Source organism: Phenylobacterium sp. GW821-FHT12F10 (assembly GCF_058806695.1).
Map to the genome: position 1 here is coordinate 587,672 of NZ_JBXAPY010000001.1, position 13,793 is coordinate 601,464.

A 13,793-nucleotide genomic window follows, 5' to 3' on the forward strand; every position below is an offset into this window, starting at 1 on the left:
AGGCCGCAGGGCGGATTCTGGCGGGGCTGAACCGCGCTCCGGAGTGACCCCTTGCGTAACCTCGTCGCCGCCGTCGAGCGGATCGATCCGCTGACCGTCTGCGGCCGCGTCGCGGCAGTGAACGGCCTGCTGATCGAGGCCCGTGGCGGGCTGACGCGGCTGTCGGTGGGAGCTCGGGCCGAGATCGAGCGCCGGGCCGACAAACCCCTGCAGGCCGAGGTCGTGGGCTTCCGCGAGACCCGCGCCCTGCTGATGCCCTTCGGCCCCGTCGAGGGCGTGGCCCCGGGGGCCGAGATCCGCATCGATCCCATGGGTTCGGCTGTGCGCCCCACCCGCGCCTGGCTCGGCCGGGTCATCGACGCCTTCGGCGAGCCCATCGACGGCCTCGGACCCCTGCCCCAGGGCCCCGTCGGCTATCCCCTGCGCGCCGCCCCCCCCGCCGCCCATGCGCGGGGCCGGGTGGGCGAGCGGCTGGACCTCGGGGTCCGGTCCATGAACGTCTTCACCACCTGCTGCCGCGGCCAGCGCCTGGGCGTGTTCGCCGGCTCCGGCGTCGGCAAGTCGGTGCTGCTCTCCATGCTGGCCAAGGAGGCCGACTGCGACGCCGTCGTGGTGGGGCTGATCGGCGAGCGGGGCCGTGAGGTCCGCGAATTCATCGAGGAGACCCTGGGCGAGGAGGGCCTCAAGCGCGCCATCGTCGTGGTGGCCACCTCCGACGAGCCGGCCCTCAAGCGCCGCCAGGCCGCCTATATGACCCTGGCCATCGCCGAGTTCCTCCGCGACCAGGATCTCGAGGTCCTGTGCATGATGGACAGCGTCACCCGCTTCGCCATGGCCCAGCGCGAGATCGGCCTGGCCGCCGGCGAGCCCCCCACCACCAAGGGCTACACCCCCACCGTCTTCACCGAGCTGCCCAAGCTGCTGGAGCGGGCCGGGCCCGGGCCGGTGCGTCCGGACGGCACCACGGCGGGGCCGATCACCGGCATCTTCACCGTGCTGGTGGACGGTGACGACCACAACGAGCCCATCGCCGACGCCGTGCGCGGCATCCTCGACGGCCACATCGTCATGGAGCGCGCCATCGCCGAGCGCGGCCGCTTCCCGGCCATCAACGTGCTGAAGTCCATCAGCCGCACCATGCCCGGCTGCCAGCTGCCGCACGAACGGCAGATCGTCACCAACGCCCGCCAGACGCTGTCGGCCTACGCCAACATGGAGGAGCTGATCCGCATCGGCGCCTACCGCACCGGCGCCGACCCCGCGGTCGACCGGGCCATCGCGCTCAATCCGCAACTGGAAGCCTTCCTTGGCCAGGACAAGGACGAGGCCACGAGCCTCGACGAAAGCTTCGACCTCCTGGCGCAGATATTGATGGGTGAAGCCGCGTGAGTTGGGCCGACAGTCTGATCAAGCTTTCGACCTACGAGGTCGAGATCCTGCAAAAGCGCCTGGGCGAGATCTCCGACCGGCGGATGGCCGCGGAGATGAAACTGGTCATGCTGGAGGCCGAGGGGGAGGCGGAGTCCCTGCGGGCCCGCGCCGACGCCGAGAACGGCTGGTACCAGGTGGGATTCCTGGAGGGGCTGCGCATGCGCAAGGCCGCCGTTCACGAGGAGATCAAGCTGATCGCCGTCGAGGAGGCCGGAGCCCGCGACGCCCTGTCGCTGGCCTTCGAGGAGCAGAAGAAATACGAGCTGGTGGCCGAGGGCATCGCGCTGACCCGCCGCAAGGAGGTCGCCCGCCAGGAGACCGCCGCCCTCGACGAACTGGGCCTGAGGCGCGCGGCGGGCGCCCGATGAGCCCCGGGCTTCACCGGCGCGCCTTCGTCGGTTCGGCCCTGGCGCTCGGCGCCTGCAACCGCCGGGCCGACGCCCAGCCTGCCCCCATCAGCCTGCCGCCCCTGAAGTCCGTCGCCCGCTTCCCGGTGGGCGCCTGCATCCAGGCGGTTCACCTGCAGGATCCCGAACTGGCCCGCCTGGTGGTGGAGCAGGTGTCCCAGCTCACGCCGGAGTGGGAGATGAAGATGGAGTACATCTGCCAGCCGGACGGCTCCTTCCGCTTCGACGGCCCAGACCAGATCGCCGCCTTCGCCAGGACGCACGGCCTGCGCCTCTTCGGCCATACCCTGGTCTGGTACGACCAGCCGCCGGGGGCCTTCGCCAATCTCGACGAGAGCCGGGTGCGGTTCGCCGACGCCTATCGCAACTACATCCTCGCCGTGGTGGGCCGCTATCGCGGCCAGGCCGTGGGCTGGGACGTGGTCAACGAGACCGTCGAGGACGATGGCGGCGGCATCCGCGACAGCCTCTGGGCCCGGAAGCTCGGCAAGCTCGAACACATCGTCCTGGCCTTCCAGCACGCCCGGGAAGCCGACCCCGACGCTGTGCTGTTCCTCAACGACTTCTTCCTCGAGACCCATCCCGAAAAGCGCCGGGCCTTCCTGAAGTTGGCCGAGACCCTGCTGAAGGCGGGCGCCCCGCTGGGGGGCCTGGGCACCCAGACCCACCTGGCCGCCGGCGACCAGAAGGGGCTGATCAAGGCGGCCATCGCCGACCTCGCCTCCCTGGGCCTGCCGATCCACATCTCGGAGATGGACGTCTCCCTGCAGGAGGGTGGCAGCCGCGCCGATCGCCTGACCCGCCAGGCCGACCTCTACCGCGAGGCCGCCGAGGCCTATTCCGCCCTGCCGGCCCGCCAGCAGTTCGCCTTCACCATGTGGGGGCTGCGCGACCGGGAGTCGTGGCGCAAGCGGGAGGACGCGTCGGACGCGCCCCTGTTGTTCGACGTGAATGGCCGTCCGAAGGCCGCCGCGGCGGCCTGGGTGCAGGGGTTGGGCTGACCTACCGCTGAGGCGGGGGCGGCGGGGCCCGGACGGAATGCTCGGCGTCCGTCGCCTGGCGGATGGCGTGCAGGTCGTCGCTGAGGCGGAACAGAGCCACGTAGAGCTCGCAGAACGAACGCCACAGCAGCACCAGGGCGCCCACCACCAGGAAGCCGCCCACCAGCACGCTGAGGGCCAGCAGCACCCCCATGAACAGCTCCTCGCGCAGGGCGACCCCCACCGCGGTGCCGATGAAGCCGAAGGCGATCAGGGCGATGACCCCCAGGCCCGCCCAGTAGATCAGGTGGATGACCTGGTTGGTCATCAGCCGCTCGAACGTCAGCAGATCCCAGAACAGGCTCGCGCCGACGCCGCGCCGGGTGTTGGGTTTGGATGGCCGCATGCGATGTCCAAGCTCGGAGCCGACAATCGCCCCGTGGGCGAAACCGCTACCAGTCGAAATGCGCCTCGGCAACGGCCCACGCGTAGGACGGCGCCTCGCGGGCCGGTTTCAGCCCTAGATGGTCCCGACGGTCTTCAGGCGGGCCTTGGGATGGACCTCGTTCTGGCTCATCACCGGGGTCTGGCCGCGGAAGCGTTCGATGATCGAGCGGACATAGGGGCGGACCTGCGGGCTGGTGAGCAGCACCGGTGAGTCGCCGTTGAGCGCCGCCCGCTCGAAGGCGTCGCGCACGCCGCGGATGAAGTCCTGCAGGCGCGAGGGCGCGAGCGACAGCTGCTTGTCGTCGCCATTGCCCATGAGGGCGTCGGCGAAGGCGTTCTCCCACTCGGCCGACATGGTGATGATCGGCAGGGCGCCGTCCTCGCCGCGGTGGGCGAAGGAGAGCTGGCGGGCCAGGCGGCCGCGGACCTGTTCCACCAGCAGGGTGATGGACTGGGTGTGGGGCGCGGCCTCGCCGATGCCCTCCAGGATCGAGGGCAGGTCGCGGATGGAGACCCGCTCCCGCAGCAGGGCCTGCAGCACCCGCTGGATGGTGGTGGCCGAGACCACCTGGGGCACCAGGTCGTCCACCAGCTTCTTCTGGTCGGGACCCAGGTCCTTGAGCATCTTCTGCAGCTCCGCGTAGGAGAGCAGGTCGGGCATGTTTTCCTTCAGGATCTCGGTCAGGTGGGTGGTGAGCACCGTGGCCGGATCGACGATGGTGTAGCCGCGGAAGGTGGCTTCCTCCCGCAGGCTGTCGTCCACCCAGGTGGCCGGCAGACCGAAGGCCGGCTCGCGGATGTGCTCGCCGGGCAGCTCCACCTGGCCGCCGCGCGGGTCCATGGCCATCAGCGACCCCAGCCGCACCTCGCCGCCCCCGGCCTCCATCTCCTTGATGCGGATCATGTAGCCCTGGGAGGGCAGGCGCATGTTGTCGAGGATGCGCACCGCCGGCATGACGAAGCCGTAGTCGGTGGCCAGCGTCCGGCGCAGGGCCTTGATCTGGTCGGTGAGGCGGCGGCCCTCCAGGTCGTTGATCAGGGGCAGCAGGCCGTAGCCCAGCTCGATCTTGATCTCGTCGATGGCCAGGGTCTGGCTGATCGGCTCTTCCTGCTCCTCGGCGGTGGGGGCCGAGACGGTGAGCGCGTTCTGCTCGGGCGCCTCGGGCTTGGCGTGACCGCGCCGCCAGGCCAGGCCGCCGGCCGCCAGGGAGACGATGGCGAAGGGGATGACCGGCATGCCCGGGATCAGGGCCACGACCCCGGCGGTGGCCGAGACCATGCCCAGCGCCACGGGGTTCATCGCCAGCTGGGTCACCAGGGCCTTGTCGGCCGAGCCGTCGACCCCGGCCTTGGACACCAGGAAGCCCGCGGCGATGGAGATGATCAGGGCCGGCAGCTGGCTGACCAGGCCGTCGCCGATGGTCATGATGGTGTAGGTGGCCGCCGCCTGGGCGATCGGCACGTGGTGCTGGATCACCCCGATCAGGATGCCGCCGATGACGTTGATGGCCACGATGATCAGGCCGGCCACGGCGTCGCCGCGCACGAACTTCGAGGCGCCGTCCATGGCCCCGAAGAAGGTGCTCTCCTGCTCCAGCTCCTTGCGGCGCTTCTTGGCGACGTCCTCGTCGATCAGGCCCGCCGACAGGTCGGCGTCGATGGCCATCTGCTTGCCGGGCATGGAGTCCAGGGTGAAGCGGGCCGCCACCTCGGCGATCCGCCCCGAACCCTTGGTGATGACGACGAAGTTCACGATCACCAGGATGGCGAAGACGATCAGGCCGATGGCGAAACTGCCGCCGGTCATCAACTGGCCGAAGGCCCCGATCACCTTGCCCGCGCCGTGCGCGCCTTCGTGGCCGTGGCCGAGGATCAGGCGCGTGGAGGCGACGTTCAGCGCCAGGCGGAACAGGGTGGTGACCAGCAGCACGGTCGGGAAGGCGGTGAACTCCAGCGGCCGGGTGATCAGCAGCGAGGTCATCAGGATGAGGACCGCGCTGGTCACCGAGATGGCCAGCAGCCCGTCCAGCACGAAGGCCGGAATGGGCAGGATCAGCAGGACGATGACCCCGATGACCCCCATGGCCAGGGCCACCTCGCCACGCGCGATCCAGCTCCACATCTCTCCGGGAGAGGGGCGGTTCGTGCCGTAGCCTGCGGGGACGTCAGCCATGGAAGAGGTCCGAAGCGTCCGTCCCCCGAGTGGGGGGACGGACCGGGAAAACGAGGATCAGGCGATCAGGCGGCGTTGGCGCCCATGCCCTGGGGCGCTGGCACCGAGACGCCGGCCTCGGTGTATTCCTTCAGCTTGTTGCGCAGCGTCCGGATCGAGATGCCCAGGATGTTGGCCGCGTGGGTGCGGTTGCCCAGGCAGTGTTCCAGGGTGTCGATGATCAGCTGCTGCTCCATGGTGGCCACGGTCTGGCCCACGAAGGCCCGGGTGGCCGATTCCGCGGCGGTGGCCGCGGCGTAGGCGGCGCGCGAGCCGGGGTCGGGGGCGGCCAGGGGCTGGCCGTCGGGCAGGCGGATGGCGGCCTCGTCGATCTCGGGTCCCACGGCCAGCAGCACCGCGCGGTGCATGGCGTTCTCCAGCTCGCGGACGTTGCCCGGCCAGCGGTGGGCGGCCAGGCGGCGCTTGGCTTCCCCCGACAGCGGGCGCTCGGCCACGCCATTGGCGGCGGCGTATTTCTTGACGAAGAATTCGGCCAGGGCGACCACGTCGCCGGGCCGCTCGCGCAGGGCCGGCAGGCGCAGGTTCACGACGTTGAGGCGATAGAGCAGGTCCTCGCGGAAGGTCTGGTCCTTCACCGCCTGGACCAGGTCGCGGTTGGAGGTGGCCAGGATGCGGATGTCCACCTTGACCGGCTTGGAGCCGCCCACCCGGTCGATCTCGCGTTCCTGGATGGCCCGCAGCAGCTTGGCCTGCAGGCGGACGTCCATCTCGCTGATCTCGTCCAGCAGCAGGGTGCCGCCGTTGGCTTCCTCGAACTTGCCGATCCGCCGGGCCACCGCGCCGGTGAAGGCGCCCTTCTCGTGGCCGAACAGCTCGCTCTCCAGCAGGTTCTCCGGAATGGCGGCGCAGTTGACCGAGATGAAGGGCTTGCTGGCGCGGCGCGACTTCTGGTGCACGTAGCGGGCGATGACTTCCTTACCCGAGCCGCTCTCCCCGGTGATCAGGATGGAGGCTTCCGAGCCCGCCACCTGGTCGGCCAGGGCGATCACCGACTGCATGGCCGCGTCGCGGACCACCATGGGCTTGTTGTCGTCGGAGACCGCGGCCAGCACCGCGGCGATCATCTCCGCCTCGGGGGGCAGGGGGATGAACTCCTTGGCGCCCGCGCGGATGGCGTCGCCGGCCCTCTTGGGATCGGCGTCGACACCGCAGGCCACCACCGGCACCCGGATCCGCTCGGCCTCGTTGGCCGCGATCAGGGCGGCGATGTCGAGGTCGTAGTCCACCAGCAGCAGGTCGGCGCCCTGGCCGGCCCGCAGGGCGTGGGTGGCCGCCGCGATGGTCTCCACGTGGCTCACCTTGGCGCCCGCCGACATCGCCATCTTCACGGCGGTGGACAGTTGTCCGTTCAGTTTTCCGACGACCAGAAGCCGCATGCTCAAATCTCCTCAGACACCCGCCGCCATCAGGCCGCGGTGTCGCCGTCCTTGATGATTTCCGTCATGGTCACGCCCAGGCGTTCGTCGACGATGACGACCTCGCCCCGGGCGACCAGGCGGTTGTTGACGTAGATGTCGATGGCCTCGCCCACCTTGCGGTCGAGCTCCAGCACGCTGCCGGAACTGAGCTGCAGCAGCTGGGCCACCGACATGGTGGCGCGGCCCAACACCGCGGAGATGGACACCGGGACGTCGAAGACCGGAGCCAGGTCGCTGGCGGTCTTGTCCTCCATGTCCATGGACATGTCGGCGAGGGGATCGCCGGCGGCGAATTCGTCGAGTTCGAGTCCGTTCTCGGCCATGGGGATCAGCCTTCACTTCCAGGAATAAGGGGTTCTGCGTGCAGGCCCTCGGCGGCGAGCGCCGCATCGAGGACGGCGGCCACGCGGTCTGCGGCGGCGGCGGGGTCGTAGGCGGCCGAGCCGTCGCCGAAGTCGAGGGTGAAGGCGGCCAGGCCGAAGCCGTCGGCCGGCTTGATATGGATGGCCCCGGCATAGCCGATGCCCTGGGCCACCTCGGCCAGCAGCGGCTCCAGCGCCGCGGCCAGGTCGGGGGCGGCGGCCACCACCAGGCGGGGGGCGGCCTCGATCTCGCGGGCCAGGGACTCGAAGGCCGCCTGGATCGGGGCCTCGGGGAAGCGCATCAGGGCCGCGTCGGCGATGGCCTTGGCGCAGGCCAGCGCCAGGTGGGCCGAGCCCAGCCGGTGGTCATGGGCGACTTCGGCCAGGGTCGGCAGGGCGGCGCGGGCGGCGTCGGCGATCTGGGCCAGGGCCTGGGCCTGCAGGGCGGCCATCGAGGCCAGGCCCCGGCTCTCGCCCTCGGCCAGGGCCGCCTGGCGCACGGCCTCGACCTCCTCGACGCTGTAGGCGCGCTTGGGCCGGGGCGCGGCGAAGGCCACGTCCCCGGAGCTGTCGAACACCGTGTCGAAGCCGAACTTTTCGTGGGGGATGGGATCGGACATCAGTAGATCAGCTCATCATCGGTGCCGGAGCCGGCCAGCATGATCTCGCCCTTGGCGGCGAGGTCCTTGGCGACCTGGACCATGGCCATCTGGGCCTGATCGACGTCGCGCAGGCGCACCGGACCCATGTTCTCCATGTCCTCGCGCATGATCTTGGCGGCGCGCTCGGACATGTTGGAGAAGAACATTTCCCGCAGGGAGTCCGACGAGCCCTTGAGCGCCAGGCCCAGCTGGTTCTTCTCCACGGCCCGCAGCAGGGTCTGGACCCCGCCGGGATCGAGCTTGGAGAGGTCCTCGAAGACGAACATCAGGGCCCGGATGCGCTCGGCGCTCTCGCGGTTGCGTTCCTCCAGGGCCGCGATGAAGCGCGCCTCGGTCTGGCGGTCGAAGGCGTTGAAGATGTCGGCCATCATCTCGTGGCTGTCGCGCTTGGAGGTGCGCGCCAGGTTGGACATGAACTCGGTCCGCAGGGTCTGCTCGATCTTGTCGAGGATCTCGCGCTGCACCGGCTCCATGCGCAGCATGCGGGTGACGCACTCCAGGGCGAAGTCCTCGGGCAGGGCGGCCAGCACGCGTGCGGCGTGGTCGGACTTCACCTTGGACAGCACCACGGCGACGGTCTGGGGGTATTCGTTCTTCAGATAGTTGGCGAGCACCGCCTCGTTCACGTTGCCCAGCTTGTCCCACATGGTGCGACCCGCCGGACCGCGGATCTCCTCCATGAGGGTGTCGACCTTCTCCGGCGGCAGGAAGGCCGCCAGCAGGCGCTGGGTCTGCTCGAAGGAGCCCATGATCGCGCCGGCGCCGGACATGCCGGAGATGAAGTCCACCAGCAGCTGCTCGACCACCGAGGCCGCCACGTTGCCGAGGCCGGCCATGGCCTGGGAGATCTCCTTGATCTCCTCGTCGTCCAGCTGCTGCCAGATGGTGCCGTGGTCCTCGCCGAGCGCCAGCAGGATGACGGCAGCCTTCTCCGGCCCGCTGAGGCGGGCGACGTCGGTGATCGCCTTGCCTTTGGAGCCGACGGCCATCAGGTGGTCTCATGCAGCCAGGTTCGCAGCAGCGACACCGACTCTTCTGGGTGGCTGTCGACGAACTCGGCGACGCGCTTGACGGAGGAGGCCTTCACCTGGCCCTCGATGCGGGCGATGTCGATCCGCGACTCCAGTTCGTTGCCGGGGCCGGGCAGGGCGAGCGGCTGGCCGGTGTTGGGGTCCACCGCCACCTGCATGGGCTGGCCGTCGGCGGTGGTGATGATGCGGGTCATCTGCGGGGCGCTGGCCATGGTCAGGGCCGGCAGGCCGCCGCCGCCCCCACCCCCGCCGCCACCGCCGCCGCGCAGCATCGGGCGGACCACGAAGAACATCATGGCCAGCGCCACGATGGCCATGATGCCCAGCTCGACGGCGCGCATGATGTCGTTCTTGTCGAAGCCCATCAGCGGGTTGGCGGCCGTGGTGCCGTCGGCGTCCACCGGGGCGGGGAAGCGGACATTGACCACGGTGACCTGGTCGCCGCGGGTCTGGTCGTAGCCGACCGCCGTGCGCACCAGCTGCTCGATGCGCTGCATCTCCTGGGCGCTGCGCGGGGTGTAGGCGCCGGGCTTGCCGTCCTTGCCGGGGGCGGTGATCCCGTCCACGGCCACGGCCACCGAGACCCGCTTCAGCTGGCCGGGCTCCTTCACCTCGGTGCGGGTGGTCTTGGAGATCTCGTAGTTGGTGGTGGATTCGGTGCTGCCGCTGTTGGAGACGCTGTTGTCGCCCTCCGAGCCCGTGCCGCCGGGGATGTTGTTGGCCGCCGAGGCCTGGCCGTTGGAGCTCGGGGCGTTTTCCTTGGCGGTCTGTTCCGTGGTCGATTCCGAGCGGATCACCTGGCCGTCCGGATCGAACCTCTCCTCGGCGATGGTGACGCGCGACAGGTCGAGGTCGGCGGTGACGTTGACGCGGGTCTTGCCCGGACCGACCACGCCCTCCACCAGGGACTTGATGGTCTTGGCGATGCGGGCCTCGACGTCGCTCTTGCGGCCGTCGGCGGCCATGGCGTCGCCGGCCTCGCCGCCCGACAGGGTCTTGGCGTGCTGGTCCACCACGGTGACGCGGTCGGGCTTCAGGTTGGGGACGGCGCCGGCCACCAGGTTCTGCATGGCGCGCACCTGGTCGGCGCCGGGCTCGCGCCCGCCGACCCCGATGCTCACCGAGGCGGAGGGCTGCTCGGCCTCTTCCTCGAACAGTTCGCGCTTGGGCAGCACCAGGTGGACGCGGGCCGAGGTGATGCCGTCCAGGGCCTGGATGGTGCGGGCCAGTTCGCCTTCCAGGGCGCGCTGGCGGTTGAGCTGCTGGACGAAGTCGGTCTGGCCCATGGCGGCGCCGCCGTCGAAGATCTCGTAGCCCACCGAGCCGGAGGTCGGCAGGCCCTTGGAGGAGAGCATCAGGCGCGTGGCGCCCACCTGGTCGCGGTCCACCAGGATGGTGGAGCCGTCGCCCTTGACCTCGTACTTCACATTGCCCTGGTCGAGGGCCGCGGTGATGGAGCCGGCTTCCTTGAGATCAAGGTTCGAATACAGCAGGGCCTTGGGCTGGCCGAGGTTCATGCTCAGCGCGACGGCGGCGGCCACCACCCCGATGCCGATGCCCAGCATGGCGGCGAGACGTCCGATACCGAACCGTTGCAAGGCGGCGACGAAACTGTTCAACGCGAGGCCGCCCCTGTTTCCAAACAGGCGGGCTCTCACAGACTGCGCCCGCCGCTAGGCAGGATTTACCCAGTGCTTGGTAAACGCCGCGTTTACATCTGGCGGCCGCTCAACTCAGATCGGGGACTCGATGTCGCACCTCGAACCCCTTGCCGGGTCGGGAATCAACCGCCCCAGGGGATGATCGGGCCCCAGGGGATCAACGCGCCCCACAGGCCCAACACCACGGAATAGGCGGCGTAGAGCAACACCGTGAAGGTGAAGCCCGCCTTGCGCAGCTGGCTCCAGCTGTCGACCCGGCGCCCGCCGCGCCAGACCATGGGCGCCATGAACAGGGTGGCGGCGGTCAGGAAGGCGGCCACCAGGGCGCAGGCCGAGGCGATCACCAGGGCGCCGCCGGGCCAGCTGTACATGACGTTGGCGATGTCGCCGGTCTTGGACGCCCAGGCCATGAACAGCAGGCTGGCGGTCAACCACAGGGCCGCCTGGGTGTTCTGGATCAGGCCGGCGAGGCTCTGGATCGAGGTCTCGCGGAACTCGCGGCGGTTGCGCAGCAGGATCCCGCCCAGGGTGGCCGCCGCGGCCAGCAGGCTCAGGCCCGAGAGGATCAGCAGGGCGCTGGGCCGGTACCAGAAGCCGGCGCGTTCGAAGGTCGTCGCGCCGTTGGCGGGGATCATCCGCACCGCCCTGCCGCCGTCGAGGTCGAAGCTCAGCCGCTCGCCGCCGGTGCTGGCGACGAACTGGCCGCTCGCCGGATCGCCGACCGGAACCCAGCTGCGGGTGGGGCCGCTCAGCCCGGCCGAGGTGACCAGCCGGCCGTCGTCGGTGACCCGCACCGAAGCCCCGCTGATCAGGCGTCCCACGAAGGACTCCAGGCCGTAATAGGCCCGGCGGGTCCCCAGATAGTAGCCCTGATAGATGTCGCGGCTCTGGGCCAGGGCCGGGACGCCCTTGCGGGGGAAGGGCTGGGCCGGGGCGTAGAACTGGGCCACCACCCGATCAGGCAGGCGCTCGGCCAGGTCGGAGCCGGTGTCGGTGTTGGTGCTGATGAACACCCCGAGCTTCAGGTCGGGGACCACCACCATGTTGGACATGAAGGACAGGGTCGCGCCGGCGTGTCCGAAGCCCCGGTGACCGCCGGGCAGGTCATAGGCGATGAAGCCGTGGCGCCAGCCGTTGATCCCCGGCGCGGTCCGGCGCAGCGGGGTGTTGAAGGCCTGGGCCGTGCGGGGGCCGTAGATCGCCGCCCCGTCGAGGGTCCCGCCGTTCAGCAGCATCTGCATGTAGCGCGCCATGTCGCCGGCGGTGGAGGAGGCCGATCCGGCCGGGGCGACATGGCCGATCAGCTCGTAGGGCCGCGCGCCGTAGCCGGTGGCGGTCCAGCGGTAGCCCTGGGAGACGTCGCGCTGCAGCGCCTGGGGCATGACCCCCGGCAGCAGCGGGCTGGCGGGACGGATCTCGCGGAAGGTGGTGTGGTTCATCGACAGCGGCAGGAGGATCTCCTCCTCGATCAGCCGCTCGAAGGGCTTGCCGGCGACATAGGACACCGCCTCGCCGGCCAGGGCCGCGCCATAGTTGGAGTAGCTGGCGAACTGCCCGGGCGCATGCACCCGGCGCGGGCGCTCCTGGCGCAGGTAGCTGCCGAGCGGCCGTTCACGGGCCGGGTTCTTCTCGAACAACTGGCCCAGGGCGCGGTCCTCGAAGCCCGCGGAATGATCCAGCAGGTTGCGCACCCGGATCGGGGTGCGGAAGCCCTGGTCGCGGATCTGCAGCTGTTCGGGCAGGTAGAGGTTGATCGGCTGGTTCAGGCGGATGCGGTCGGCCTCCACCTCCTTCATCAGGGCGATCCAGGTGAAGGTCTTGGAGATCGAGCCGATGCGGAACAGGGTCGTGTCGGGATCGACCTTGCGGGCCGGCGTCAGGCTGGCGAAGCCGTAGCCCTTCTTCAGCACCACCTGGCCGTTCTGGATCACCGCGACCGTGACGCCGGCGATGTGCTCGCGGTCCATGGCGTCCTTCACCACCCCGTCGACATAGGCCTCCAGCTCCGCCGGCGGCAGGCTCTCGCCGCTCGTCAGCCGCGCGCCGGACGGGGCGAGCGGCAGGGCGGGGGCGATGGGAGTCAGGCTGGGGGTCGCCGGGGTCGTGGGCTTGGCCACGATGCGGGTGGCGGGGCGGACGGCGGGCTTGGCCGGGGTGCGCAGCGCCTCGTAGGGAACCGGGCCTTGAGGGTTGGCCGTCGCGGCGGGGGCGGCCGTGTCCTGAGCGGCGGCCGGGGCGGCCAGGAGCAGGAGGAACGCGGCGGCGGCTTTGGCGACGAAATTCATAGGGGGATCGGCTTCGGGTGAGGGGCTGGCGTCCCCTTGTAGAGCCCCGGGCGCGGTCTTCAACCCGGCGCCGGGCGGCAAATGGGGACAGGTTGTCACCCTTTGGGCGGCGGTCCCTGCGGGAAGGGGTAGAGGGGCAGCATCGGGCGCAGTTGCGGGCCGATCCAGACCTGGGGTTCGGAGGGCGGGGTCATGCCCTCCTTCTTCTCCCGCGCCGCCACGCAGGCCTGGATTCCGCGTCCCAGGCTGGGAAAGTCCTGGGCGCCGGGAGTCGACTGCAGGAAGCACTCGTCGAAGAAGGGATACTTGTTGGCCTCGCCGCAGCCGAAGGAGGTCCGGTCGGGCCGCGCGGCGGTCAGGATCATGCGGTTGGGCTGGGCCAGCTCGGGGATGAAGACGCCGGAGAAGCAGGCCGAGATCACCACGACGGTCGGCCGCTGGCCGCAGGTGCGGTCCAGGATCGCGCCCAGCAGGGGCGGCGGCAGGATGCTCTGGTCCACCAGCACCCCCTGGGGCGCCCCGTGCGAGGAGAAATAGACCAGGCAGCCGCCCTGGGCCTTGGGGGTCAGCTGGGCCAGGGCCTCATAGATGGCCCGCGGCTCGGACTTGCCCGGCTTGATGTCCTTGTAGCGCTCCGGCCGCACCGAGAACTGGCGCAGGTTGGCCTTGTCAAAGCCGATCCGCTCCAGCTCCTGGGAGACGTCCCGGCGGGCGTTGTCGAAGGCCTCGGAGGGGCCGCCGGAATGGGCGTGCCAGTCGCCGGCCACCACGACGGCGGCCCAGTCGGCGAAGGGGCCTGCCGCGGCGAGCGCCGGGGTCGTCCAGCCCAGCAGCAGGACGGTGAGGACGCCGAGGAAGCTTCGGCGCGCGCTCATC

The 13,793-nt window shown here is 70.3% G+C and carries 12 protein-coding genes; 3 read left to right on the forward strand and 9 right to left on the reverse strand.

Annotated elements, in window-relative coordinates; genetic code table 11:
* Window positions 1–51 precede the first annotated feature (51 nt).
* Genes fliI through AC1RN5_RS02920 form a run of 3 tightly spaced genes read left to right on the forward strand, consistent with a single transcriptional unit; the run spans window position 52 to window position 2,839 of the window.
* Window positions 52–1,389 carry a flagellar protein export ATPase FliI gene (fliI, locus tag AC1RN5_RS02910; protein ID WP_421932688.1) on the forward strand — a complete coding sequence of 446 codons (1,338 nt, stop codon included), beginning with the start codon at window positions 52–54 and terminating at the stop codon, window positions 1,387–1,389.
* Entirely contained in the window at window positions 1,386–1,799 is a 414-nt protein-coding gene (locus AC1RN5_RS02915; RefSeq protein ID WP_493039766.1) for a flagellar FliJ family protein, read from the forward strand. Before fliI ends, AC1RN5_RS02915 begins: the two co-directional genes overlap by 4 nt.
* On the forward strand, window positions 1,796–2,839 hold the full coding sequence (locus tag AC1RN5_RS02920) for an endo-1,4-beta-xylanase (RefSeq protein ID WP_493039767.1): 1,044 nt from the start codon (window positions 1,796–1,798) through the stop codon (window positions 2,837–2,839). Before AC1RN5_RS02915 ends, AC1RN5_RS02920 begins: the two co-directional genes overlap by 4 nt.
* Before the next feature lies 1 nt (window position 2,840).
* Here AC1RN5_RS02920 and AC1RN5_RS02925 read toward each other — a convergent pair whose 3' ends face one another.
* The 9 genes from AC1RN5_RS02925 to AC1RN5_RS02965 form a co-directional block, all read right to left on the reverse strand.
* Window positions 2,841–3,224: a DUF4282 domain-containing protein gene (locus tag AC1RN5_RS02925; protein ID WP_493039768.1), complete on the reverse strand. Its 384-nt coding sequence runs from the start codon at window positions 3,222–3,224 to the stop codon at window positions 2,841–2,843.
* Window positions 3,225–3,338: 114 nt separating this feature from the next.
* Entirely contained in the window at window positions 3,339–5,387 is a 2,049-nt protein-coding gene (gene flhA, locus AC1RN5_RS02930; RefSeq protein WP_493041469.1) for a flagellar biosynthesis protein FlhA, read from the reverse strand.
* 116 nt (window positions 5,388–5,503) lie between these two features.
* On the reverse strand, window positions 5,504–6,874 hold the full coding sequence (flbD, locus tag AC1RN5_RS02935; protein WP_421932683.1) for a sigma-54-dependent transcriptional regulator FlbD: 1,371 nt from the start codon (window positions 6,872–6,874) through the stop codon (window positions 5,504–5,506).
* Window positions 6,875–6,903: 29 nt separating this feature from the next.
* The gene (gene fliN, locus AC1RN5_RS02940) at window positions 6,904–7,239 is read right to left on the reverse strand and encodes a flagellar motor switch protein FliN (protein ID WP_421932682.1); all 336 of its coding nucleotides are present in this window, start codon (window positions 7,237–7,239) and stop codon (window positions 6,904–6,906) included.
* Window positions 7,240–7,244: 5 nt separating this feature from the next.
* A complete protein-coding gene (locus AC1RN5_RS02945) occupies window positions 7,245–7,898 on the reverse strand; it encodes a FliH/SctL family protein (protein ID WP_493039769.1) in 654 nt (217 codons plus the stop codon).
* Complete coding sequence (gene fliG / locus AC1RN5_RS02950) at window positions 7,898–8,929, reverse strand: flagellar motor switch protein FliG (RefSeq protein ID WP_421932680.1); 1,032 nt, start codon at window positions 8,927–8,929, stop codon at window positions 7,898–7,900. The genes AC1RN5_RS02945 and fliG overlap by 1 nt, the downstream gene beginning before the upstream one ends.
* Window positions 8,929–10,590 carry a flagellar basal-body MS-ring/collar protein FliF gene (gene fliF, locus AC1RN5_RS02955; protein ID WP_493039770.1) on the reverse strand — a complete coding sequence of 554 codons (1,662 nt, stop codon included), beginning with the start codon at window positions 10,588–10,590 and terminating at the stop codon, window positions 8,929–8,931. The genes fliG and fliF overlap by 1 nt, the downstream gene beginning before the upstream one ends.
* Window positions 10,591–10,754: 164 nt before the next feature.
* A complete protein-coding gene (locus tag AC1RN5_RS02960; protein ID WP_493039771.1) occupies window positions 10,755–12,917 on the reverse strand; it encodes a serine hydrolase domain-containing protein in 2,163 nt (720 codons plus the stop codon).
* 95 nt (window positions 12,918–13,012) lie between these two features.
* Window positions 13,013–13,792 (reverse strand): C13 family peptidase, encoded by a 780-nt coding sequence (locus AC1RN5_RS02965; protein ID WP_493039772.1) that lies wholly within the window; start codon window positions 13,790–13,792, stop codon window positions 13,013–13,015.
* Window position 13,793 lies beyond the last annotated feature (1 nt).

Bases quoted from the DNA above. Each gene is read 5' to 3' on its own strand.
- AC1RN5_RS02945 (WP_493039769.1), bottom strand. From the start codon at position 7,898: ATGTCCGATCCCATCCCCCACGAAAAGTTCGGCTTCGACACGGTGTTC.
- AC1RN5_RS02920 (WP_493039767.1), top strand. From the start codon at position 1,796: ATGAGCCCCGGGCTTCACCGGCGCGCCTTCGTCGGTTCGGCCCTGGCG.
- AC1RN5_RS02965 (WP_493039772.1), bottom strand. From the start codon at position 13,792: ATGAGCGCGCGCCGAAGCTTCCTCGGCGTCCTCACCGTCCTGCTGCTG.
- flbD (WP_421932683.1), bottom strand. From the start codon at position 6,874: ATGCGGCTTCTGGTCGTCGGAAAACTGAACGGACAACTGTCCACCGCC.
- AC1RN5_RS02925 (WP_493039768.1), bottom strand. From the start codon at position 3,224: ATGCGGCCATCCAAACCCAACACCCGGCGCGGCGTCGGCGCGAGCCTG.
- AC1RN5_RS02960 (WP_493039771.1), bottom strand. From the start codon at position 12,917: ATGAATTTCGTCGCCAAAGCCGCCGCCGCGTTCCTCCTGCTCCTGGCC.
- fliG (WP_421932680.1), bottom strand. From the start codon at position 8,929: ATGGCCGTCGGCTCCAAAGGCAAGGCGATCACCGACGTCGCCCGCCTC.
- flhA (WP_493041469.1), bottom strand. From the start codon at position 5,387: ATGTGGAGCTGGATCGCGCGTGGCGAGGTGGCCCTGGCCATGGGGGTC.
- fliN (WP_421932682.1), bottom strand. From the start codon at position 7,239: ATGGCCGAGAACGGACTCGAACTCGACGAATTCGCCGCCGGCGATCCC.